This is a genomic window from Mumia sp. ZJ430 (genome assembly GCF_011751845.1).
Lineage (GTDB): Bacteria > Actinomycetota > Actinomycetes > Propionibacteriales > Nocardioidaceae > Mumia.
In genome coordinates this window covers 758,153-779,978 of record NZ_JAAHFK010000001.1, presented here as the reverse complement: position 1 = coordinate 779,978, position 21,826 = coordinate 758,153, and the positions used below count along the sequence as shown (strand labels likewise).

Below are 21,826 nucleotides of genomic sequence, written 5' to 3'. Positions count from 1 at the left end.
AGGCACGCCAGGGGACTCGGGCAGGACCAGGTGCGCCATGGACCGTCGGTCGTGGCAGCATCTGCAGCATGCCGGACGCCACTGACACTTCCCGCCGTACCGCCGTCGTCACCGGTGCCAGCAGCGGGATCGGAGCCGCCACCGCACGCCGCCTGGCTGCCGACGGGTTCCGCGTCGTGTGCGCGGCCAGGCGCGCCGATCGCATCGAGGCGCTGGCCGACGAGATCGGCGGGATCGCGGTCGTGTGCGACGTGACCGACCAGGCGTCGGTCGACGCGCTCGCCGCCGCCGTCGGGCCGGACCTCGCCGTCCTGGTCAACAACGCCGGTGGCGCCGTCGGCCAGGAGCCGATCGAGCAGACCGACCCCGAGGCGTGGCGGCAGATGTACGACTCGAACGTCCTCGGGACGCTGCGGGTCACCAAGGCACTGCTCCCCGCGCTGCGCGCCAGCGGGGCAGGCACCGTCCTCAACGTCGGCTCCATCGCCGGCCACCTCGCGTACGAGGGTGGCGCGGGCTACACGGCGGCGAAGCACGGCGTCGCGATGATCACCGAGACGCTTCGCCTCGAGCTCAACGGAGAGCCGGTCCGCGTCACCGAGATCGCACCGGGCATGGTGCAGACCGAGGAGTTCGCGCTGGTGCGTTTCGGCGGCGACCAGGCGAAGGCGGACGCCGTCTATGCAGGCGTCGAGGAGCCGTTGACCGCCGACGACGTCGCCGATGCGATCGGCTGGATGGTCACGCGCCCGCAGCACGTGAACATCGACCTCATGGTCATCAAGCCGATCGCCCAGGCCGCGCCGTGGAAGGTCGCGCGGGGCTGACGCCGGCGACGAGGAGGCTGGCGAGCTGGTGGTAGGCCGTGGCGTCGTCCACGCCGGTCTGCGCCTCGAGCTCGCCGCTCTGGATGGACAGCATCACCTGGGCCGCGACGACGCCGGCGAACGCCGGGTCCACTCCGCTGCCCTGCGGCCCGAGGTCCGCGACGAGCTGGCGGACCCGTCGCGCCGCCCACTCGGTGTTGCGCCGATAGACGTCGCGCGCCGGCGCGAAGGCGTCGACGTCGGCGAAGAAGGCCGGCGACGCCGGGGCCAGCTCGCAGGAGATCGCCTCCAGGTACGTCCGGAGCCGTGCGACGGGGTCGGACTCCTCGGCGAGGCTCACCTCGACGTGCTCGGTCGCACCGCGGAAGAAGGCGCGGACCGCGGCCGCGATGATCTGCTCCTTGCTCGGCGCGATCGCGTACAAGGTCGTACGGGAGCAGCGCAGCCGCGCGGCGAGGTCGCCGATGCCGAACGACAAGAAGCCCTCGGCGAGGAAGAGCGAGATCAGCTCGTCCATGAGCGCGTCGCGGCGGGCTGGCATGCGGCGACAGTACCAGGATCGCTTCTGCAGTACTCTGCTCGATACACGACTACGAGAGGGGTGCCATGCCCGTCGAGCGCCTGATGCCGACCGAGGAGTCGGCCGATCTCATCGCCCTGACCCGCGACCTCGTCGAGGGCGAGCTGCGGCCCCGCGTCGACGAGGCGGAGCGGACTGCCACCTTCCCCCGCGAGGTCTTCCGCACGCTCGGGCGCGCCGGTCTACTCGGGCTCCCCTACCCCGAGTCGTACGGCGGGGGCGGGCAGCCGTACGAGGTCTATCTCCAGGTCGTCGAGGAGATCGCGTCCGCATGGGCGTCGGTCGGCGTCGGCACCAGCGTGCACGCGCTCTCGTGCTTCGGCCTGTTCACCGCGGGCACCGCGGAGCAGAAGCACGAGTGGTTGCCCGACATGCTCGGCGGCGAGCAGCTCGGCGCCTACTGCCTCTCCGAGGCCCACGCCGGCTCTGACCCGGCGGCGATGCGCACGCGCGCGGTCCGGCAGGGCGACGAGTACGTCATCGACGGCGCGAAGGCGTGGACCACCCACGGCGGTCAGGCCGACTTCTACAAGGTGATGGCGCGGACCGCGGACCCTTCGACAAGCTCAGGACAAGCAGCCGGCCGCGGGATCTCGTGCTTCCTCGTCCCCGCCGACACGCCTGGACTGGTCGCCGACAACCCCGAGGACAAGATGGGCCTGATGGGCTCGACCACGGCGACGATGCTGTTCGACGGCGTCCGTGTGCCGGTCGAGCGCCGCCTCGGCGCCGAGGGGCAGGGGCTGTCGATCGCGCTCGCCGGCCTCGACTCCGGCCGCCTCGGCATCGCCGCGGTCGCCACCGGCGTCGCGCAGGGCGCGCTCGACGTGGCCGTGCAGTACGCCAAGGAGCGCGAGACCTTCGGCAAGGCGATCATCGACCACCAGGGCCTCGGGTTCGTGCTCGCCGACATGGCGGCCGCGGTCGAGTCGGCGCGGGCGACCTACCTCGCCGCCGCGAGGCTCAAGGACGCCGGGCGACCGTTCGGCCGCCAGGCGTCGATCGCGAAGCTCGTCGCGACCGACAACGCCATGAAGGTGACCACCGACGCCGTCCAGGTGCTCGGCGGCGCCGGCTACACCAAAGACTTCCCCGTCGAGCGCTACATGCGCGAGGTGAAGGTCATGCAGATCTTCGAGGGGACCAACCAGATCCAGCGGCTCGTCATCAGCCGCGACCTCGCCCGATAGGAGCACCATGGACCTCGCCAACACCGCCGCGATCGTCACCGGAGGGGCCTCCGGCCTCGGTGCGGCCACCGCCGCCGCGCTGGCCGCACGCGGTGCGAGCGTGTACGCGCTCGACCTCGCGCCGGCGATCGAGAAGGTCTCGACAGGCTCGACCGGCGAGGGAGCCGTCGCCGGCGAGGAAGCCGTCGCCGGAGTCACGTACGTCGAGACCGACGTCACCGACGGCGCCTCCGTACGCAACGCGGTCGCGGCGGCGGTGTCGAGCGGTCTGCCGCTCCGTACGGTGGTCAGCTGCGCCGGCATCGGCCCGTCGGCCCGCATCTTGTCCAAGCGCGGCCCGCACGACCTCGACCTGTTCGCGAAGGTCGTCCAGGTCAACCTCGTCGGCTCGTTCAACGTCATGACCGTCGCCGCCGAGGCGATCGCGCAGACCGAGCCCGACGCGGACGGGCAGCGCGGCGTCATCGTCAACACCGCCTCGATCGCCGCGTACGACGGACAGGTCGGCCAGGCGGCGTACGCGGCCTCCAAGGGCGGCATCGTCGGCCTCACCCTGCCGGCAGCGCGCGACCTCGCGCAGTACGGGATCCGGGTCTGCACCATCGCTCCCGGCATCGTCGACACCCCGATGCTCGCGACGGTGTCGGAGGAGTTCCGCGCCGGGCTCGCCGCCGGCATCCCGTTCCCGCAGCGCCTCGCGAAGCCGTCGGAGTTCGCCGACCTCGTCACGATGATCGTCGATCACGACTACCTCAACGGCGAGGTCATCCGGATGGACGGCGCGCTGCGCATGGCACCACGCTGACGCCGGCTGCCGCCCCGTACGGTCAGTGCGCGGGCGGCACGGTCGCGTCCTCGGTGTCGAGCACCAGCACCTTCTCTCTGCGGCGAGGCAGGAAGGCCACGGGGATCAACGTGAGCAGCATCAGCACCCAGGCCACCCAGAACGTGCTGGCGAAGGCCTCCCCGGCATCGGCGAGGAACGCGTCGACCACCCGTTGGCCACCGAGCTGCGGCACGAGCTCGGGGTTGTCCCACGACCCGACGACGGCGTACCAGATCCGCTGTGGCGGCAGCCAGTTCGTGAGCAGCACCGACATCACCGCGACGCCCACCGAGCTCCCGATCTGCTGGTTGATGTTGATGAGCGTCGTGCCGCGCGCCACCTCGTGGTGCCTCAGCGTCTTGAGGGCCGCGGTGAACATCGGCATCATCGTGCCGCCCATGCCCAGGCCCATCACGAACAGCGCGAGCACGATCTTCCAGTAGTCGGTCTCTGACGTGATCTGGGTCAGCGGGAACATCCCCACGAGGATCCCGAGGATCCCGAACGGCACGATGCGGCCGATCGGGATCCTGTCGGTGAGGCGACCCGCGATCGGCATCGTCACCATCGCCCCGATGCCCTGCGACGCCACGAGCAGGCCGGCATTGAGCGTCGACTCGCCACGCACCTGCTGGAAGTACGTCGGGACCAGCAGCAGGCTGCCGAAGAACGCGGCGACGAACAGGAACATCACGATCACCGAGATCGTGAGGTCGCGGTTGCGGAAGAGCCGCAGGTCCAGCAGCGGGTGCTCCGGGCGGAACGAGTGCCACACGAACGCGAGCATCAAGAGCGCACCGACGAGCATCGAGACCCAGACGCGCGGGTCGGCGAACGTGCCCTTCTCAGGGATCGACGAGACGCCGAACAGGAACAGCGCGAGGCCTGGCGACAGGAGCAGCATCCCCACGACGTCGAACGACTCCGACGGCTCCGGCCGATCACCGGGAAGCGCCCTCCACGCGTAGATGACCGTCACGATCCCGATCGGCAGGTTGATCAGGAAGATCCAGTGCCAGCTCGCGTTCTCGATCAGCCAGCCGCCGATGATCGGGCCCAGGATCGGGCCGAGCAGCATCGGGATGCCGAGGATCGCCATCAGGCGGCCCATCCGGTTGGGGCCGGCGGCACGGGTCATGATCGTCATGCCCAGCGGCATGATCATGCCGCCACCGAGTCCCTGCAGGACGCGGTAGGCGATGAGCTGGTTGATGTCCTGTGCCGCGGCGCACAGCACCGAACCTGCGGTGAACAGGCCGATCGCGACGATGAAGAGGCGTTTGGTGCCGAACCTGTCGGCCGCCCAGCCTGTCACGGGGATGACCGTGGCCAGCGCGAGCGTGTACGCGGTGACCGTCCAGGCGACATGGGAGTACGCCAGCGGATCCTCGGCGGAACCGAACTCCTCCTGGAACGTCGGCAGCGCGACGTTGACCACCGTGATGTCGAGGATCGACATGATCACCCCGAGGATGACGACCCCCGCGATCTTGAGGACCGCGGCGTCGATGTTCTCTGGGTACTCCGGCTGCTGGGTCGAGCTCTGCGTGTCAGCCATGTGCAACGTCGCCTTCCATGACGGAACCGGCACCCCGTGGTGTCGTCCTTCCACAGTGACCCCCGCCACCGACAGATGTCATCGGAATTTGCCCAGAGCGAACGAGAGACGGCAGTCACACACGGCTCATGGCCACCGATTCGTCCACGGTCGGTAGGATGGACGATGCTCTGCGCCGTGCGTACCGTCCGGCGCCTTCTCCCACGCAAGGACCGAACGCCACCGCATGCCCACACGCTCCGATCTCCGCAACGTCGCGATCGTCGCGCACGTCGACCACGGCAAGACCACCCTCGTCGACGCCATGCTTCAGCAGCAGGGCACGTACGACGAGCACCACCAGCTCGCCGAGCGCGCGATGGACTCCGGTGACCTCGAGCGCGAGAAGGGCATCACGATCCTCGCGAAGAACACCGCCGTCTCGTACTCCGGCCCCGGCGCCCCCGACGGCGGCGTCACGATCAACATCATCGACACCCCGGGCCACGCCGACTTCGGCGGCGAGGTCGAGCGTGGACTCTCGATGGTCGACGGCGTGGTCCTGCTGGTCGACGCGTCTGAGGGCCCGCTTCCGCAGACGCGGTTCGTGCTCCGCAAGGCGCTGCACGCCAAGATGCCGGTCGTCCTCGTCGTCAACAAGGTCGACCGTCCGGACGCCCGCATCAGCGAGGTCGTCGAGGAGGCGTACGAGCTGTTCATGGACCTGCTCGACGACTCCACCGACGCCGACGCGCTCAACTTCCCCGTGGTCTATGCCTCGGCGAAGGCCGGCCGCGCGTCGCTCACGCAGCCCGCGGACGGGGGTCTGCCCGACAGCGAGGACCTCATGCCGCTGTTCCAGACGATCCTCGACACCGTCCCCGCACCGACCTACACCGAGGACGCGCCGCTCCAGGCGCACGTCACCAACCTCGACGCCTCGCCGTTCCTCGGTCGTCTCGCGCTGATCCGCGTCCACGAGGGCACGCTGCGCAAGGGCGCCCAGGTCGCGTGGTGCAAGCGCGACGGCTCGGTCGACCGGGTCAAGATCACCGAGCTGCTCAAGACCGAGGCGCTCGAGCGGGTCCCCGCCGAGGAGGCCGGCCCCGGCGACATCGTCGCAGTCGCCGGGATCCCCGAGATCATGATCGGCGAGACGCTCGCCGACGCCGACAACCCGCAGCCCCTGCCGCTCATCCAGGTCGACGAGCCGGCGATCTCGATGACCATCGGCACCAACACCTCGCCGATGGCGGGGCGCGAGAAGGGCACGAAGGTCACCGCCCGCCTGGTCAAGGACCGCCTCGAGCGCGAGCTGGTCGGCAACGTCTCGATCAAGGTCCTGCCGACCGAGCGTCCGGATGCGTGGGAGGTGCAGGGGCGTGGTGAGCTCGCCCTGGCGATCCTGGTGGAGCAGATGCGCCGCGAAGGCTTCGAGCTGACCGTGGGCAAGCCCGAGGTCGTGACGCGCATCGTCGACGGCAAGGTGCAGGAGCCCGTCGAGCGCCTGACGATCGACTGCCCCGAGGAGTACCTCGGCACCGTCACCCAGCTCCTCGCCGTCCGTAAGGGCCGCATGGAGCAGATGACGAACCACGGCACCGGCTGGGTCCGGATGGAGTTCCTCGTCCCGGCGCGCGGCCTGATCGGTTTTCGCACGGAGTTCCTCACCGACACCCGAGGCACCGGCATCGCGCACCACGTGTTCGAGGGGTACGAGCCGTGGCTGGGCGACATCTCGACGCGTCCGAGCGGCTCGCTGGTGGCCGACCGTGCGGGCGCCGCATCGGCGTACGCGATGACGAGCCTGCAGGAGCGCGGCGTCATGTTCGTCGACCCGACGACCGAGGTGTACGAGGGCATGATCGTCGGCGAGAACAGCCGCGAAGACGACATGGACGTCAACATCACCAAGGAGAAGAAGCAGACCAACGTGCGCTCCGCAACCTCCGACAACTTCGAGAAGCTGATCCCGCCGAAGAAGCTGTCGCTCGAGCAGAGCCTGGAGTTCTGCCGCGAGGACGAGTGCGTCGAGGTCACGCCGAGCAACGTCCGGATCCGCAAGGTGATCCTGGACGCCGGCGAGCGCGCGCGTTCGAAGCGCCGCGGCCCCAAGGGCTGACCCTCCACCCTCCGCGTTGGTCGCTGAGTGGTCACCCGCCGATCCCGGGTGACCACTCAGGCACCGACGTGTGCGAGGGACGCTGATTCCTAGGCCCGGAGAATCTTCTCCATCGCCTTGCCCTTGGCCAGCTCGTCGACGAGCTTGTCGAGGTAGCGGATCTTCTGCATCAGCGGGTCCTCGATGTCCTCGACCCGCACCCCGCAGACCACTCCGGTGATCAAGGGCGCGTTCGGGTTCAGCCGCGCCTCGGCAAAGAAGTCCTCGAAGGTCGTCTCCGCGTCGAGGTGACCCTTGAGCTCCGCGTCGTCGAAGCCGGTCAGCCACTCGATCACCCGATCCACCTCGGCCTTCGTACGCCCCTTCTTCTCGACCTTCTCCACATAGAGCGGATAAACCGAGGCGAAGCTGACGGTGAAGATACGGCTCATGCTCGCGAGGGTACGCGGCGTGCCGCCGCGGCGAGAACCCCTGCACGTCACTCACGAACCGACGCTACGTACGGCGGGAGCGGATCTTCCGGAACAGGGCGCGGGAGTCGCGTCCGAACACCGGCGAGGGCCCGTCGTAGCCGAGCCGGACCAGGTCCGCGTGCTCCTCAGGCACCGACGCGCGGGGCCGGGGGCGCGAGGCTAGAGGACGCCGCGGGGGCGGAGCTGGACGCTGATGCGCGGCCCCACAGGCTTCGCGGTCTTGGGGATCGCGTGCTCCCAGGTGCGCTGGCACGTGCCGCCCATCACGAGCAGGTCGCCCGAGCCGAGCGTGAACGACATCGAGGCGCCCCCACCGCGAGGGCGCAGCGCGAGACGCCGCGGCGAGCCCAGCGACAGGATCGCGACCATCGTGTCCTGCGAGCGGCTGCGCCCGATCCGGTCTCCGTGCCACGCGACGGAGTCGCGCCCGTCTCGGTAGAGGCACAGCCCGGCCGTCGCGAAACGCTCGCCCAGCTCGGCCTCGTAGTGGTCACCGAGCTCGTCGCGCGCACGGTCGAGCAGCGGGTGCGGCCACGTCGCGCGCTCGCCGAACCAGGCGAGCAGCCGAGGAACGGCGACCACACGCTCGTACATCTCGCGCTCGTCGGCACGCCACTCCACCCGGTCGTGCAGGTGGGCGAACAGGTCGTCGGCACCGTCCACCCAGCGGGGCCGCAGGTCGATCCATGCCCCGTACGCGAGGTCGTGGCGCACGAGGCCGTCAGCGAGGGGGCCGAGGGTGGGCTCGTCGGCGGTGTCGAAGAGCGACCCCTGGAACTGGACGGACATGACCTCAGCGTACGCCCTCGATCGAACATGTGTTCGATCTTTCGCCACGGCGGGTCGCTGGCGGCTCAGTCCCGGCGCAGCGCGGCAGTCGTCACCGCCACCGCGACGAGGACCAGCGCCCACAGCGAGAAGCCGGCGAGCGCACCGAGCGTCCCGACCGCGATGTAGAAGGCGGCCTTGACCCACAGTCGTTGCGGCATCGCGACGCGACGCGGCGAGGTCGGAGCGAGCCAGCGCCCCCAGAACCAGACCGCGACGGCAACCAGCGCGGCCGCCAGGACGAGCCCGCGCCACCAGCCGTCACCCAGCACCCAGCCCGCGAGCGCGAGGAGGACGAGCGCGGCCAGCTCGCACGTGAAGGCGAGAAGGTCGAGGGGTCCGACGCGTTGCGCCTCGGGCTGCGCTCCGCTCACCGTCCGCTGACTTGCTGCAGAGCGGGACGTGCGTCAGCGAGATAGACCAGCGCGGCGACGATGCCTGCGAGGTTGAGCAGGCTGATCGGCTGCCAGATCAGCAGGTTGGCGACCAGCGAGAGTCCGAGGACAATCAGCCAGAACGGCTTCGTCTGCTTGTCGGCCGCCACGAACGCCTGCGGGGTGCGCGAGACCGCGTCGATGGCGGCGAACGCCTTCACGGCGATCATCGCGATGGTGATGAGCAGCTCGACGAGGTTCTGGACAGCGAAGAGATCGAACACCTTACGAGCCTATCTTGAGCACAGCGCCGTACGGCAGCCTTCGACCCGCCAGAGCGCGTCGAAGGCGGCCGGAGGGTCAGCTCGCGTCAGAGGAGGGCGTCGCCTTCTTGGCAGCGGGCGCGGTCTTCTTTGCCGGAGCGGACTTCTTGGCGGGGGCAGCCTTCTTGACCGCCGGCGCCTTCTTGGCGGGGGCAGCCTTCTTGACCGCCGGCGCCTTCTTGGCGGGGGCAGCCTTCTTGGCGGGGGCAGCCTTCTTGGCCGCGGTCTTCTTGACCGGCGCCTTCTTGGCAGCAGCCTTCTTCGCGACAGGCGTGTCGCCGGCCGGAGCGGACTGGGCCTTGGCGGCCGACGTCGTGGCGGTCTTCTTCGTCGCCTTCGGGGCGGGCTTCTTCGCCAGCGGCGATCCGGCGGCGACGTCTGCGGCAGCCTTGCGCGCGACCGCAGCCAGCATGACGACGAGCTCCTTGACGTCCTCGGCGATGTCCTCGAGCTTGTCCTCGATCTTGTCCTCGAGCCCGTCGAAGAGCTCCTCGACGTCGACGTCCTTGAGGCGCTTGACGACGTCGCCGTACAGCGCGCCGGCCTGCCCCGGGAGGGCCTTGGCGTCGGACTCGACCTTCTTCTGGAGCTCGTCGAGATCGAGCTCGGCGAGCTGCGAGACGAGTGCGGTGGCGGTTGCCTGCGCCTGTCCGGCGAACGCGGTCGCCTGCGCGGGAAGGCCCTTGACGGTCTTGGTGATGCTGTCCTGGATGCTCATGAGCGGGTGTCCTGTTCTGGGTTGTCGGTGGCGTCGGCAGTGTCGGGGACGGAGTCCACCACACCGACGAACGAGCGGTAGATCTCGAGCAGGGCGCGGCGCTGGGCCTCGTCGAGCCGGGGGTCGGCCGCAATGGCCGCCTCGACCCCGCCCCCGCCGAGGGAGTCGTCAGGATCGAGCAGGCCGGCCTGGACGTAGACGGACTCGGCGGAGATCCGTAGCGCCTGCGCGATCTGCTGGAGCACCTCGGCCGAGGGCTTGCGCAGGCCACGTTCGATCTGGCTCAGGTAAGGGTTGGAGACGCCCGTGAGGTCGGCGAGCTGCCGCAACGAAAGCTGCGCATGCTTGCGCTGGTCTCGGAGGTATCCCCCGAGGTCACCCACGGTCTTTCCGACGCTGATCCTGGCCACGCCTCCATTGTGCTTGCAAGAGCAAGCAAACGCAAGCTGGGAGCATCCGCCCCGCCAGCATCCGGCTCACGAACATCGTTCTCAATCTCGCGTGGAACAATCCCCTTCGTGAGCGATGCCCAGTGGACCCCGGACGCACGGGAGCTCGCCGACCTCGAGCTCGTCCTGCTCGGCGCGTGGCCGCAGGACCGCCGGCTCGACGTCGTCGTGCCCGGCGACGTCACCGATCCCGTCGAGCTGCTCGACCCCGAGGGCCTGCCGCTGGCTGAGTACGACCCGGCGTCCGGTGCGGTCCGCCCGCTCGACACCCCCACGTACGGGGCGTTCCGGCGCCTGCACCTGTCGCCCGCCGAGGTTCGCGCAGCCCACTCCCACGCCCTCGCGGTCATGGTCGACCAGCCCCTCACCACCGACGACGTCGCCGCGATCGTCGACGCCGAGGACCGTACGGGACGGCGGGCCGTCCTCCTGGTCCGCTCCGGCCCGGACCCCCGCCGTACGGTCACGGTGCCCGCACTGATCCGCGCCACCAAGGCGGCACTGCCCGACCACCCGGTCGTGGCCGTCGCTCTCGCCCGGCGTGACGACGCCGAGGACGACCGGAGCCTGAGCGACGCCGTCGTCGCCGCGTACGCCGACGAGCGCGTCGACCTGCCTCGTACGGGCGTCCCGTCCGACGCCGTCGCCGCCCTCGTCGCGGCGGACCAGCCCCCGCTCGACCAGCGTGGCCTCGTCGTCTTCTTCACCGGCCTGTCCGGCTCCGGCAAGTCGACGATCGCCCGGGCGCTGTACGACCGGGTGCTCGAGGAAGGCCGCCGTACCGTCACCAGCCTTGACGGCGACGTCGTCCGCCACCACCTGAGCAAGGGTCTCGGCTTCTCCAAGGAGGACCGCGAGACCAACATCGCCCGCATCGGATGGGTCGCCGCCGAGATCGCCCGCCATCGCGGTCTCGCGATCTGCTCGCCGATCGCGCCGTTCGACAGCACCCGCAAACTGGTGCGTGCGATGGTCGAGGAGGCGGGCGGCTCGTTCGCACTGGTCCACGTCGCGACCCCGCTGGAGGAGTGCGAGCGGCGCGACCGCAAGGGCCTGTACGCCAAGGCGCGTGCAGGACAGATCCCCGAGTTCACCGGCATCTCGTCCCCGTACGAGGCACCCGACGACGCGCTGATCGCGGTCGACACCACCGGCCGTACGGTCCCCGACGTGCTCGACGAGATCGTCGCCGCCCTCGTCGCGGCGGGGCTCTGGGAGCGCGTGTGACGGAGATCCTCACCTTCTCCGCGCTGTCGATCCTCGCGGTCAGCTTCGGCGTCGGGATCGTCGTCGGCCTGACGGGCATGGGCGGCGGCGCGCTGATGACACCCGCGCTGATCTTCCTGGGGGTCAACCCGACCGCCGCCGTCGCCAACGACCTCGTCGCCGCCTCGGTCAACAAGTCGGTCGGCGCCGCGGTCCATGCCCGCGAAGGCTCCCCCAACTGGCGGCTCGCCGGCTGGCTGATGCTCGGCTCGATCCCGACCGCAGCGGCCGGCGCGTTCATCATCGACGCGATCGGCGCCCACGACGACCAGACCGCGTTCGTCAAGACCGCGATCGGCGTGGCGCTGCTGCTCACCGCGGCGACCTACACGCTCCGCTCGTACCTCAACGTCCGTGCCGCCCGCCAGGGCAAGGCCGTCTCGAACGACAACCCGACGATCAAGCCGCTGGCGACGTTCGCGGTCGGCGCGGTCGGTGGGCTCCTCGTCGGCGTGACCTCCGTCGGCTCCGGTTCGCTGATCATGGTCTCGCTGCTCCTCCTCTATCCGACGCTCACCGCCGTGCGGCTCGTCGGCACCGACCTCGTGCAAGCGGTGCCGCTGGTCCTGTCCGCCGCGATCACCCACGTGATCGTCACCGGCGTCGACTTCGGGGTCCTCATCCCGCTCGTCGTCGGCGGGATGCCGGGGACCTACCTCGGCGCCCGCATCGCGAACCGCGTGCCCCAAGGGATCGTCCGCCGCGGCATCGTGGTCGTCCTGAGCATCACGGGCCTCACCCTGCTCGGGGTGCCGCCCGTGGCTGTCGGGATCATCGCCGCCGGGCTCGTCATCCTCGGCCCGATCGCGTGGGCGCTGCTCCGTGACCGGATCGGAGTCCCCGACGGTGTCGACCTGTTCGCCGAGAAGCGCGATCTCGAACGCCTACGTCAGGAAGGCCCCTCGTGAGTGCACCGATGCACCCTCTCTCCCCCAGGACCGTCGCCCGCCACCCCGCGATCGTGGTGTTCGCGGCCCTGGCCGTCGTGCACGTCGTCCTCGTCGCCGCCGACACGCGCCTCTCGGCGTCGTTGACGAAGGCGCTGCTCGTCCCTGCTCTCGCGGTGTGGGTCGTCGCGGTGGGCGGGCCGAGGCTCCTCGTCGCCGCGCTGTTCTTCTCGTGGATCGGCGACGTCGCCCTCGAGATCGACGGGCTGTTCCTGGTCGGCATGGCCGGCTTCGCGCTGGCGCACGTCTGCTTCGTGACGTGGTTCGTCAGACACGGAGCGCTCGCCGGCCTGAAGAAGCGCTGGTGGATCGTCGTGATCGGGCTGGCGGCCTGGGGGGCGACGATCACGACGCTGTGGGGTCCGCTCGGCGACGAGGACGCCGGGTTGCAGCTGCCCATCTTGGTCTACTCGCTGCTGCTCACCGCGACCGCCGTGACAGCCTTCGGCGTCAACGTCGTCGCCGGGGTGGGGGGCGCGCTGTTCCTCGTCTCGGACACACTGATCGCCCTCGACATCGCCGGGATGTCGCGTCCGGAGCCCGGCGGCGTCTGGGTGATGGTGACCTACCTCGCGGCCCAGCTCTTGCTCGCCGTGGGTATGGTCCATACGGAGCGGATAGGCAGCAGCATCCACGATGCGATGGCCGAACCCGCCCGCACCGGGGGCTCGATACCATGACCTTTCGCTCGCTGTCGCACGAAACCCAGGAACGACGGGAGAACCCCTGGTGACGCCCATGCACGACTATCGGCTCAGCCAGCTGGATCAGCTGGAGGCCGAGTCCATCCACATCTTCCGTGAAGTGGCGGCGGAGTTCGAGAAGCCTGTCCTGCTGTTCTCCGGCGGCAAAGACTCCATCGTGATGCTCCGGCTGGCCGAGAAGGCCTTCTATCCCGCACGGATCCCGTTCCCGGTGATGCAGATCGACACCGGCTTCGACTTCCCCGAGGTGCTTGCCACCCGCGACAACTGGGTCGAGCGCCTGAGCCTGCGGATGATCGTCGCGTCGGTCGACCAGGCCATCGCCGACGGCATCGTCGTGGACGACGGCAAGACCAGCCGCAACCGCCTCCAGATCGGCACGCTCCTCCACGCGATCGAGGAGAACGGCTTCACCGCCGCCTTCGGTGGCGGACGCCGCGACGAGGAGAAGGCCCGCGCCAAGGAGCGCGTCTACTCTCACCGCGACGAGTTCGGGCAGTGGGACCCGAAGAACCAGCGCCCCGAGCTCTGGAGCCTCTACAACGGGCGCATCTCCGAGGGCGAGCACATGCGGATCTTCCCGCTGTCCAACTGGACCGAGCTCGACGTCTGGCACTACATCCACCGCGAGAAGATCGAGATCCCGTCGATCTACTTCGCGCACAAGCGTGAGGTCGTCGCACGCGACGGCATGCTCCTGTCGGCCGGCGACCACCTGACGCTCAAGCCGGGCGAGACGGTCGAGGAGCGCCTCGTACGCTTCCGTACGGTCGGCGACATGACGCTCACGGGCTGCGTCGACTCCCCGGCCGCCACCACCGGCGAGATCATCGACGAGATCGCGATCGCGCGCGTCACCGAGCGCGGCGCGACCCGCGGCGACGACAGGTTCAGCGAGGCAGCCATGGAAGACCGCAAGAAGGAGGGCTACTTCTGATGGCCGCCCCCGCGACCGAGACCACCGACACGACGGCGTCCGCCCCGCGCATGGACCTCCTGCGCTTCGCGACCGCCGGATCCGTGGATGACGGCAAGTCCACCCTCATCGGGCGCCTGCTGCTCGACTCGAAGGCGATCTTCGAGGACCAGCTCGAGGCCGTCGAGCGGACCTCCGCCGACAAGGGGTACGACTACACCGACCTCGCCCTCCTCACCGACGGCCTGCGCTCGGAGCGCGAGCAGGGCATCACGATCGACGTCGCCTACCGCTACTTCGCGACGCCTCGGCGCAAGTTCATCATCGCGGACACCCCGGGCCACGTGCAGTACACGCGCAACATGGTCACCGGCGCCTCCACGGCCGACCTCGGGCTCGTCCTCGTCGACGCCCGTACGGGGCTGACCGAGCAGAGCCGCCGCCACGCGGTGATCCTGTCGCTGCTGCGGGTCCCGCATCTGGTCCTCGCGGTCAACAAGATGGACCTGGTCGACTTCGACCAGTCCGTCTACGAGAAGATCCGCGACGAGTTCGACACGTTCGCCGCGAAGCTCTCGATCCCGGACCTGACGATCATCCCGATCTCGGCGCTCCAGGGCGACAACGTCGTCGAGCGCAGCACCAACATGCCGTGGTATCAGGGCACGTCGCTGCTGCACCACCTCGAGAACGTCCACGTGTCGTCCGACCGCGACCTCGTCGACACGCGCTTCCCCGTCCAGTACGTGGTGCGCCCCAAGTCCGAGGAGTTCCACGACTACCGCGGCTATGCGGGCCAGGTCGCCGGTGGTGTCCTCAAGCCCGGCGACCAGGTCCAGGTCCTCCCCAGCGGGTTCACGACGACGATCGAGGCGATCGACCTCTTCGACCAGTCGGTCGCCGAGGCGTTCCCCCCGATGTCGGTGACGGTCCGGCTCGCTGACGACCTCGACGTCTCGCGTGGAGACATGATCTGCCGTCCGCAGAACGCGCCGACACCGACGCAGGACATCGACGCGATGATCTGCTGGATGACCAACGCGCCGCTGCGTCCGCGCCAGAAGCTCGCGATCAAGCACACCACCCGCAGTGCCCGTGCCCTGGTCAAGGACATCCAGTACCGCCTCGACATCAACACGCTGCACCGCGACCAGGAGACCGGCGAGCTCGGCCTCAACGAGATCGGTCGCGTCAAGCTGCGGACGACGGCGCCGATCTTCATCGACCCGTACGAGAAGAACCGCACGACGGGCTCGTTCATCCTCATCGACGAGGCCACCGGCATCACCGTCGGCGCGGGCATGATCAACGGCTGACGCCCGCCGCCGTCACACCGCGCAACGACGATGCCCGGCCAGGATCTCCTGGCCGGGCATCGTCGTGTCTGCCGGTCAGGGCGCGTGCACCTCCAGCTCGCTCATCTGCACGTGCGACGGCGTCCCGTTGTCCCACGCCTTCGCGATGCGGGTCCGGACATAGCGCGCCTCCACCGTGCCGACGGAGGTCCTCGCGCCTTCCTTGTCCGCGTCGACGACGGTGGCGACCGTACGCCACGTGGTCCGTCCTGAGCACGATCGCGCTCGCGTCGTGGGCGGCGAGGTCGACGTCGACCGTGACGGTCCCGTTGTGGCGCTCGTAGTCGGTGATCGGGGTGACTTGCCTATTGAAACGAGTCAGAGTCCGAGCCGACGCTAGGAGTGACGCCCATCGCTGTCAACGCAGATGACCGCATCCGGTCACTGCCGGCTCAGCTGCTGGGCGTGAAGGCCTGCACGACAGTGCCTGCCCCGCGGACGCAGACCGGTCCGGTCCCGCGGCCGGTGAACGCCGAGCGCCCCGCGGTGAGGGCCACGGGACCGGCATCGGCCTGGACCGAGACCTCACCGTCGACGCAGAGCACGATCCGCGGCCCGGTGCCCGGCAGCTGCGTTCCGTCGACCCCGTCGACCGTCGCCACAGCGAGGGCGAACTCGTCGACCTCCGGGGCGAAGATGCGCACCCCCGCCTCCTCCTTGGGGGTCACGACGTGCGCCTCGGCCATCCCGAGATGGACGCAGTCGACCAGCGCCTGGGGCTCGACGTGCTTGCCGGTCAGCCCGGCACGCAGGACGTTGTCCGACCCGGCCATGACCTCGACGCAGCACCCGCTCAGGTAGGCGTGGATCACGCCGACCTCGACGAACGCCGCCTGGCCGGGCTCGAGCCGGATCCGGTTGAGGAGTGCGGCGACGACCAGGCCGGGATCGTCACGGTGGTGCTCGGCCAGCTCGGCGACCGTCTCGTACGCGCGCCGCCGGTCGAGACCCGCGGCGTGCTTCGTCTGGCAGTCGACGACGAACGCGCCCACCTCCTCGCGGGTCGGCCCCATCCACGGTGACAGCAGCCGGCCAACCATCCGGACCAGACCCGGGAAGCCGGGGTCGGCGCGCAGCTCGTCGTTCAGCCTGAGAGCGAGCGGCGAGTCGAGGCCGTCGAGGACGTGCCAGACCTCCGCGGTCGGCCGGAAAGCGATGAGGCCTTCGAACGGCGTGAGCGCGTAGACCATCTCAGGTTTGTGGTGCGGGTCCTTGAAGACCCGCACCGGGGAGCCGAGCGGAACCTCGCGCTCGGTCTCGCGGAGGAACCCGCGCGCCGCCATCGTGGCGTCGGGATGCACCTGGAGCGACAACGGCTTGGCGATAGCGAGGATCTTGAGCAGATACGGGAGGAGCTCACCCGCGATCTCGCTCAACGGCACGGTCGTGCCGTCCTGCATCGCGACGGCCGAGCCGCCAAGAGGGTGCGTGCCCATCCACAGCTCCGCCCACGGGGTCCCGTCGCGCTCGACGCCCAGCATGTCGGGGAGGACGTCGACAGAACCCCAGTCGTAGTGCTTGACGACCGAACGAAGCTCGTGCACGCACTATCCCTTTCGTCGACGCGGCGTCCTCGCAGAGCGTACGGGGCCCTTGCCCGCATTGTCCCAGCTACGGCCGCCACCCGAACGGCGAGGCGCGGAGGAGCTGCCGCTGCGGCGCGCGCCGCGGTCGCGCTCGAGGTTGATGAGGTCGCCCCCGATGCGGGTGCGGCTCAGCGCGCTCTCCGTACCGCTGGGCAGCGGGTCGGGGAGTTCGACGAGCGAGTGGTCGAAGCGGATCGAGATGTTGCCGAAGTCGGACCGGCCGAGGCCGCCCTCGTTCGCGAGCGCACCCATGATCGACTTCGGGGTGACGCGCTGGCGCTTGCCGACCGCGAGCCTGTAGACGGCCATGCCGTCCGGCGTCGGCCGCTGCGGGCGCTCGGGACGGTCTCCACGATCACCGTGGTCGCGAGCTCGGTCACGCTCGCTGAGGACGATGTCGTCCTTGGCGTCGAGGAGGAAGGACCGGCCCTCGTGAGCGCGGACGGCGAGCGCTGCGGCGACGTCGATCGGATCGACCCCCGTGGCCTCGGCGTACTTGCTCACGAGCCCGCGGAACATGTGCACGTCCTTGGTCGCGAGCGCGTCGGTGATCGCCTCCTCGAACTGCTCGACCCGGCGGGCGTTGACCTGCTCGGCGGTCGGGATGTCCATCGGGGTCACCGGCTGGCCGGTGGTGCGCTCGATGACGCCGAGGAGACGGCGCTCACGGGGCGTGACGAAGAGGATGGCGTCGCCGCTGCGCCCGGCGCGTCCCGTACGGCCGATCCGGTGGACGTACGCCTCCGGGTCGTGCGGGATGTCGTAGTTGACGACGTGGCTCACGCGGTCCACATCGAGGCCGCGCGCGGCGACGTCGGTGGCCACGAGGATGTCGAGAGAGCCGCTCTTGAGGGCGTTGACGGCCCGCTCGCGCTGCGCCTGGACCAGGTCGCCGTTGATCGCCTGCGCGCTGTGACCGTACGCTCGCAGCTGCTCGGCGAGCTCCTCGGTGACCTGCTTGGTCCGGACGAAGACGATGACGCCCTCGTGCGGCTCGACCTCGAGGAAGCGGGCGAGCGCGTCGAGCTTGCGGAAGTGCGGGACCAGCAGCCAGCGCTGACGCACGTTCTTGGCCGTGACCGTCTTGGCCTGGACCTTCACCTCGACCGGATCGGTGAGGTACTGGTTGGCGAGACGGCGGATCGTCGACGGCATGGTGGCCGAGAACAGCGCCACCTGCTTGGTGGTAGGCGTGTCGCGGAGGATCCGCTCGACGTCGTCGGCGAAGCCCATCTTGAGCATCTCGTCGGCCTCGTCGAGGACGAGGTTCGAGATCGTCGTCAGGTCGAGCCGTCCGCGCTCGAGGTGGTCGATCACGCGACCCGGCGTGCCCACGACGACGTGGGCGCCCTTGCGGAGCGCGGCGAGCTGCTCGGAGTAGCCCGCACCGCCGTAGACGGGGACCACATTGAGCCCGGGGAGGTGCTTGGCGTACGAGGCGAAGGCCTCGGCGACCTGGAGCGCGAGCTCACGGGTCGGTGCCAGCACGAGCGCCTGGGTCGTGGGGTTCGTCACGTCGATGCCCGAGAGGATCGGCAGCGCGAACGCAGCGGTCTTGCCCGTGCCCGTCTGTGCCATTCCGATGATGTCGTGGCCTGCGAGCAGTGGCGGGATCGCCTCGGCCTGGATGGGGGACGGCGACTCGTAGCCGACGTCGGCAAGGGCGCGGACCAGTCGCTCGTCGGCGAGAAGATCAGCAAAAGAAGGGTGCGCTTCAGTCGGCGCGGAATCAGTCATAACCGGTCAAGTCTAGGGGCCGGACACGCCGGACCACGAATCGAGCGAGTGTGATGTTGACGGGCGCGTGGCGAACCATTCGGCCGTGCTCCGGAGTCCGTCACGCAGCGCGACGGGCTCCGCAGCGGGGTACAGCTCATGCAGCAGGCCGCTGTCGGCACGCGAGGCGCGCACATCGGCAGACCGCGGTGGCTGCCAGTCGATTCGTGCCGAGCGGCCTGTGACCTCCTCGAGAAGGCTCACGAGCTCCGCGATGCTGGTCCGCGTCCCGAAGGCCAGGTTGACCGGCTCCGCGCACGCCTTCGCAGTCACCGCCGACTCCACCAGGACTCGACACACCGAGTCCACGAAGGTGAAGTCGCGCGTCTGCGCACCGTCGCCGTGCACGGGCACCGGAGTCCCCCGCAGAAGCGCGTCCACGAACACGGGGACGACTGCGGAGTACGTGTGCCCCGCAGGTTGCCGCGGCCCGTACACGTTGAAGAAGCGGAACGCCGACACCCCCAGCCCGAACGACTCCTGATAGGCGAGCGCCATCTGCTCGGCGGCCAGCTTGCCGGCAGCGTACGGGCTGAGCGGCCGGACCCATCCACGTTCGTTCTTGTACTCCGCAGGGTTCGCGCCGTACACCGAGCTCGATGACGCCACGACCACATGGCCCACGTCGGCTGTGCGGCACGCCTCCAGCACCTCGACCGTCCCAGACACGTTCACCTCGTACGACCGGCGGGGGTCGACCAGCGACCGCGGCACGCTCGGGATGGCGGCAAGGTGGACGACACCGTCGATGCCCTTCAGCGACCTCGCCAGCGCATCGGGGTCGCACACAGACCCGCGGTGGAGTTCGACCGGCACGCCGTGGAGGTTCTCCTCGTAGCCGGTCGAGAAGTCGTCGAGGACACGGACCTGTGTCAAACCGGGGTGACGCAGCGCTGTGCGCACCAGGTTGGAGCCGATAAATCCTCCGCCACCAGTCACCAGAAGCCGCATGTTCCCCCTATGACACTCACGTCGTTGGCCGGTCGAGCCTATGCACCAAATGTCCGAACCGCGACTCGTGCGGGCACGTCCGCTGGCAGTTAGCGTGGTCGCGACTGCAGGACGACAAGGTGGGGGGCCCGTCATGCCGACCTCGGGGGTCGAGCACCGCAAGGGTGAGCGCATGGTCGTTGTCGGACAAGGCTACGTCGGCCTTCCGGTCGCCGTGCGAGCCGTCGAGGCAGAATTCGACGTGGTCGGATTCGACACCGATGAAGCCCGCGTCGCCTCACTGAGGTCGGGCATCTCGTTCGTGGAGGACGTCACGGACTCGGTCCTGCGCACGACGCTGGCGACCGGCCGATATCTCCCGACCACCGACGTCGCTCATGTCGATGGCTTCGACTGTGCGCTGGTCACGGTGCCGACCCCCTTGCGCGAGGCCGTCCCCGATCTCACGTTCGTGGAGGACGCCGCACGCCTGCTCGGCCCGCGGCTCCGGCCCGGCAACACCGTGGTGCTCGAGTCGACGACCTACCCCGGCACGACCGAGCAGCTCTTGGCCCCGCTCCTCGGTGACCTCAGCGGCATGGAACCCGGGGTCGACTTCAATCTCGGCTACTCGCCCGAGCGGATCGATCCGGGCAACACCCGCTTCGCCTTCACCACGACCCCGAAGGTGGTCTCAGGGGTCACGGCGAAGTCCGCCGCTGCAGTCGAGGGGATCTATGCACGGCTGGTCGACCGGACCGTCCCTGTGAGCTCCACTGCGGTCGCCGAGCTCACCAAGCTGCTGGAGAACACGTTCCGCCACGTCAACGTCGCCTTGGTGAACGAGCTCGCGATGTTCGCTCACGATCTGGACATCGACGTCTGGGAGGCGATCTCGGCAGCATCGACCAAGCCCTTCGGCTTCATGCCGTTCACCCCTGGACCGGGGGTCGGTGGGCACTGCCTGCCGGTCGACCCGTCCTACCTCTCCTGGCAGGTCCGCCGCACGCTCGGACAGAGCTTCCGCTTCGTCGAGCTGGCGAACGACGTCAACGACCACATGCCGGAGTACGTCGTACGAAGGCTCTCGGCGGGGCTCAACGAGCGCAGCCGGTCGTTGCGAGGGAGTCGGGTCCTCGCCGTCGGACTCGCCTACAAGCCCCGCTCGAGCGACACGCGGGGATCACCGGCCGTGCGAGTCTGCGAGCTGCTCGTCGCGTCGGGCGCCGACGTCCGCGTCGTCGACCCTTACGTCGACGAGTCGAAGGCGCCGGCTGGAGTCTCAGTGGTCACCGCATCCCTGGCGGAGGTCGAGGCGGCACACGCGATCGTCATCCTGACGGACCACGACGGTGTCGACTACGACGCGATCGCCCGCGCAGATGCGTACGTGCTCGACACCCGTAACCGGCTGAACCACCCGGGAACGGCGCTCTGACCTCACGCTCGCGGATCTGCGCTTGCCCAGACCCTGACGTACTCGATGAGTCTGCGACCTTCGGGAGTGACGTGCTCCGAGGCGGGGACGAGACCCAGCCCGACATAGAACGCGTTCACGCGATCGTTGTCCTCGGCGTCGGTCGTCAGGGTGTATCCCGCGGACCCTCGACTCTGCACCACCCGGTCGAACGCCCGCACCAGCTCACGCCCCGCTCCTGTTCCCTGCGCCTGTGGCGCGACGCCCAGGGACATGAGGGATCCGGGAGCCTGGTTCACGCCCGCGTCGCCGGGGTCGTTGCCGCGCTCGGCGCGTTCGCGGCCACGCACGACCCGCCTCGCCATCGACGGGTGCCGGACCACCGCGGGGACCGCGGCGAGCGCGAAGCGCCACCCGCGCCGGCGGAGCAGGCGGCGGTAGAAGGCCGGCCGGTCGTCGGTGCCGCCCAAGAATCCGATGACCCGGCCATCCGGCATCTCGGCGACCAGGAGGATTCCCTCGTCGAGCGCCAACAGCCCGCGATAGAGCTCGCGCAGGAACGTCGGCCCGAGCAGGCTGAGGAAGAACCCAGGGAAGGACGCTTCGTGGAGGGCGACCACCCGTTCGATGTCGGAGGATCGGGCGTGGCGCACGGCACACGGCACACTCATCGCGCGGCCAC

Annotated in this window: 22 protein-coding genes; 10 read left to right on the top strand and 12 right to left on the bottom strand. The window is 69.6% G+C overall.

Annotated features, from left to right (window positions below):
- Positions 1-68 precede the first annotated feature (68 nt).
- Complete coding sequence (locus tag HCT63_RS03770) at positions 69-827, top strand: SDR family oxidoreductase (RefSeq protein ID WP_167001440.1); 759 nt, start codon at positions 69-71, stop codon at positions 825-827.
- Here HCT63_RS03770 and HCT63_RS03765 read toward each other — a convergent pair.
- Entirely contained in the window at positions 781-1,368 is a 588-nt protein-coding gene (locus tag HCT63_RS03765) for a TetR/AcrR family transcriptional regulator (protein WP_167001439.1), read from the bottom strand. The two genes, HCT63_RS03770 and HCT63_RS03765, sit on opposite strands and share 47 nt — an antisense overlap.
- Positions 1,369-1,433: 65 nt before the next feature.
- Here HCT63_RS03765 and HCT63_RS03760 point away from each other — a divergent pair, with 65 nt between their 5' ends.
- The gene (locus HCT63_RS03760; RefSeq protein ID WP_167001438.1) at positions 1,434-2,597 is read left to right on the top strand and encodes an acyl-CoA dehydrogenase family protein; all 1,164 of its coding nucleotides are present in this window, start codon (positions 1,434-1,436) and stop codon (positions 2,595-2,597) included.
- Positions 2,598-2,604: 7 nt separating this feature from the next.
- Positions 2,605-3,402, top strand: coding sequence for an SDR family NAD(P)-dependent oxidoreductase (locus HCT63_RS03755; RefSeq protein WP_167001437.1), 798 nt, complete (start codon positions 2,605-2,607; stop codon positions 3,400-3,402).
- 22 nt (positions 3,403-3,424) lie between these two features.
- Here the strand turns inward: HCT63_RS03755 and HCT63_RS03750 are convergent, their stop codons facing one another.
- The gene (locus HCT63_RS03750) at positions 3,425-4,981 is read right to left on the bottom strand and encodes a DHA2 family efflux MFS transporter permease subunit (protein ID WP_167001436.1); all 1,557 of its coding nucleotides are present in this window, start codon (positions 4,979-4,981) and stop codon (positions 3,425-3,427) included.
- A gap of 226 nt (positions 4,982-5,207) precedes the next feature.
- Here HCT63_RS03750 and typA point away from each other — a divergent pair, with 226 nt between their 5' ends.
- Positions 5,208-7,082: a translational GTPase TypA gene (typA, locus tag HCT63_RS03745; protein ID WP_167001435.1), complete on the top strand. Its 1,875-nt coding sequence runs from the start codon at positions 5,208-5,210 to the stop codon at positions 7,080-7,082.
- An 89-nt stretch (positions 7,083-7,171) separates the two neighbouring features.
- Here the strand turns inward: typA and HCT63_RS03740 are convergent, their stop codons facing one another.
- The 6 genes from HCT63_RS03740 to HCT63_RS03715 form a co-directional block, all read right to left on the bottom strand.
- Entirely contained in the window at positions 7,172-7,513 is a 342-nt protein-coding gene (locus tag HCT63_RS03740) for a DUF2200 domain-containing protein (protein WP_167001434.1), read from the bottom strand.
- A gap of 201 nt (positions 7,514-7,714) precedes the next feature.
- Positions 7,715-8,344 carry an alpha-ketoglutarate-dependent dioxygenase AlkB gene (locus HCT63_RS03735; RefSeq protein ID WP_167001433.1) on the bottom strand — a complete coding sequence of 210 codons (630 nt, stop codon included), beginning with the start codon at positions 8,342-8,344 and terminating at the stop codon, positions 7,715-7,717.
- Between the two features lie 65 nt (positions 8,345-8,409).
- Complete coding sequence (locus HCT63_RS03730) at positions 8,410-8,757, bottom strand: YrdB family protein (protein ID WP_167001432.1); 348 nt, start codon at positions 8,755-8,757, stop codon at positions 8,410-8,412.
- Positions 8,754-9,041 carry a DUF2516 family protein gene (locus tag HCT63_RS03725; protein ID WP_208322254.1) on the bottom strand — a complete coding sequence of 96 codons (288 nt, stop codon included), beginning with the start codon at positions 9,039-9,041 and terminating at the stop codon, positions 8,754-8,756. Before HCT63_RS03725 ends, HCT63_RS03730 begins: the two co-directional genes overlap by 4 nt.
- A 76-nt stretch (positions 9,042-9,117) precedes the next feature.
- Positions 9,118-9,798, bottom strand: coding sequence for a hypothetical protein (locus HCT63_RS20185; protein WP_208322253.1), 681 nt, complete (start codon positions 9,796-9,798; stop codon positions 9,118-9,120).
- Positions 9,795-10,208, bottom strand: coding sequence for a helix-turn-helix transcriptional regulator (locus HCT63_RS03715; protein ID WP_167001431.1), 414 nt, complete (start codon positions 10,206-10,208; stop codon positions 9,795-9,797). The genes HCT63_RS20185 and HCT63_RS03715 overlap by 4 nt, the downstream gene beginning before the upstream one ends.
- A gap of 108 nt (positions 10,209-10,316) precedes the next feature.
- Between HCT63_RS03715 and cysC the strand changes: the two genes are divergently transcribed.
- From cysC to HCT63_RS03690, 5 genes are read left to right on the top strand one after another with little or no spacing between them, the layout of a single operon-like run.
- On the top strand, positions 10,317-11,474 hold the full coding sequence (cysC, locus tag HCT63_RS03710; protein ID WP_208322252.1) for an adenylyl-sulfate kinase: 1,158 nt from the start codon (positions 10,317-10,319) through the stop codon (positions 11,472-11,474).
- Positions 11,471-12,421 carry a sulfite exporter TauE/SafE family protein gene (locus HCT63_RS03705; RefSeq protein WP_167001429.1) on the top strand — a complete coding sequence of 317 codons (951 nt, stop codon included), beginning with the start codon at positions 11,471-11,473 and terminating at the stop codon, positions 12,419-12,421. The genes cysC and HCT63_RS03705 overlap by 4 nt, the downstream gene beginning before the upstream one ends.
- Complete coding sequence (locus tag HCT63_RS03700) at positions 12,418-13,140, top strand: lysoplasmalogenase (protein ID WP_167001428.1); 723 nt, start codon at positions 12,418-12,420, stop codon at positions 13,138-13,140. The genes HCT63_RS03705 and HCT63_RS03700 overlap by 4 nt, the downstream gene beginning before the upstream one ends.
- A gap of 49 nt (positions 13,141-13,189) precedes the next feature.
- Positions 13,190-14,101 carry a sulfate adenylyltransferase subunit CysD gene (gene cysD, locus HCT63_RS03695; RefSeq protein WP_220471286.1) on the top strand — a complete coding sequence of 304 codons (912 nt, stop codon included), beginning with the start codon at positions 13,190-13,192 and terminating at the stop codon, positions 14,099-14,101.
- Positions 14,101-15,396: a GTP-binding protein gene (locus HCT63_RS03690; RefSeq protein ID WP_243842869.1), complete on the top strand. Its 1,296-nt coding sequence runs from the start codon at positions 14,101-14,103 to the stop codon at positions 15,394-15,396. The genes cysD and HCT63_RS03690 overlap by 1 nt, the downstream gene beginning before the upstream one ends.
- Positions 15,397-15,827: 431 nt before the next feature.
- Here HCT63_RS03690 and manA read toward each other — a convergent pair whose 3' ends face one another.
- Genes manA through HCT63_RS03675 form a run of 3 tightly spaced genes read right to left on the bottom strand, consistent with a single transcriptional unit; the run spans position 15,828 to position 19,748 of the window.
- On the bottom strand, positions 15,828-16,979 hold the full coding sequence (gene manA, locus HCT63_RS03685; RefSeq protein ID WP_167001427.1) for a mannose-6-phosphate isomerase, class I: 1,152 nt from the start codon (positions 16,977-16,979) through the stop codon (positions 15,828-15,830).
- A 3-nt stretch (positions 16,980-16,982) separates the two neighbouring features.
- On the bottom strand, positions 16,983-18,758 hold the full coding sequence (locus HCT63_RS03680) for a DEAD/DEAH box helicase (RefSeq protein WP_167001426.1): 1,776 nt from the start codon (positions 18,756-18,758) through the stop codon (positions 16,983-16,985).
- Between the two features lie 12 nt (positions 18,759-18,770).
- Positions 18,771-19,748 (bottom strand): NAD-dependent epimerase/dehydratase family protein, encoded by a 978-nt coding sequence (locus tag HCT63_RS03675; protein WP_167001425.1) that lies wholly within the window; start codon positions 19,746-19,748, stop codon positions 18,771-18,773.
- A gap of 133 nt (positions 19,749-19,881) precedes the next feature.
- Between HCT63_RS03675 and HCT63_RS03670 the strand changes: the two genes are divergently transcribed.
- Positions 19,882-21,165: a nucleotide sugar dehydrogenase gene (locus HCT63_RS03670; protein ID WP_167001424.1), complete on the top strand. Its 1,284-nt coding sequence runs from the start codon at positions 19,882-19,884 to the stop codon at positions 21,163-21,165.
- A gap of 2 nt (positions 21,166-21,167) precedes the next feature.
- Here HCT63_RS03670 and HCT63_RS03665 read toward each other — a convergent pair whose 3' ends face one another.
- The gene (locus tag HCT63_RS03665; RefSeq protein WP_167001423.1) at positions 21,168-21,815 is read right to left on the bottom strand and encodes a GNAT family N-acetyltransferase; all 648 of its coding nucleotides are present in this window, start codon (positions 21,813-21,815) and stop codon (positions 21,168-21,170) included.
- Positions 21,816-21,826: the final 11 nt, after the last annotated feature.

What these genes read in the sequence shown, in the direction of transcription:
- HCT63_RS03765 (WP_167001439.1), bottom strand. Translation starts at nt 1,368, where the DNA reads ATGCCAGCCCGCCGCGACGCGCTCATGGACGAGCTGATCTCGCTCTTC.
- HCT63_RS03690 (WP_243842869.1), top strand. Translation starts at nt 14,101, where the DNA reads ATGGCCGCCCCCGCGACCGAGACCACCGACACGACGGCGTCCGCCCCG.
- HCT63_RS20185 (WP_208322253.1), bottom strand. Translation starts at nt 9,798, where the DNA reads ATGAGCATCCAGGACAGCATCACCAAGACCGTCAAGGGCCTTCCCGCG.
- HCT63_RS03740 (WP_167001434.1), bottom strand. Translation starts at nt 7,513, where the DNA reads ATGAGCCGTATCTTCACCGTCAGCTTCGCCTCGGTTTATCCGCTCTAT.
- HCT63_RS03675 (WP_167001425.1), bottom strand. Translation starts at nt 19,748, where the DNA reads ATGCGGCTTCTGGTGACTGGTGGCGGAGGATTTATCGGCTCCAACCTG.
- typA (WP_167001435.1), top strand. Translation starts at nt 5,208, where the DNA reads ATGCCCACACGCTCCGATCTCCGCAACGTCGCGATCGTCGCGCACGTC.
- HCT63_RS03770 (WP_167001440.1), top strand. Translation starts at nt 69, where the DNA reads ATGCCGGACGCCACTGACACTTCCCGCCGTACCGCCGTCGTCACCGGT.
- HCT63_RS03665 (WP_167001423.1), bottom strand. Translation starts at nt 21,815, where the DNA reads ATGAGTGTGCCGTGTGCCGTGCGCCACGCCCGATCCTCCGACATCGAA.
- HCT63_RS03735 (WP_167001433.1), bottom strand. Translation starts at nt 8,344, where the DNA reads ATGTCCGTCCAGTTCCAGGGGTCGCTCTTCGACACCGCCGACGAGCCC.
- HCT63_RS03755 (WP_167001437.1), top strand. Translation starts at nt 2,605, where the DNA reads ATGGACCTCGCCAACACCGCCGCGATCGTCACCGGAGGGGCCTCCGGC.
- HCT63_RS03680 (WP_167001426.1), bottom strand. Translation starts at nt 18,758, where the DNA reads ATGACTGATTCCGCGCCGACTGAAGCGCACCCTTCTTTTGCTGATCTT.
- HCT63_RS03670 (WP_167001424.1), top strand. Translation starts at nt 19,882, where the DNA reads ATGCCGACCTCGGGGGTCGAGCACCGCAAGGGTGAGCGCATGGTCGTT.
- HCT63_RS03750 (WP_167001436.1), bottom strand. Translation starts at nt 4,981, where the DNA reads ATGGCTGACACGCAGAGCTCGACCCAGCAGCCGGAGTACCCAGAGAAC.
- HCT63_RS03760 (WP_167001438.1), top strand. Translation starts at nt 1,434, where the DNA reads ATGCCCGTCGAGCGCCTGATGCCGACCGAGGAGTCGGCCGATCTCATC.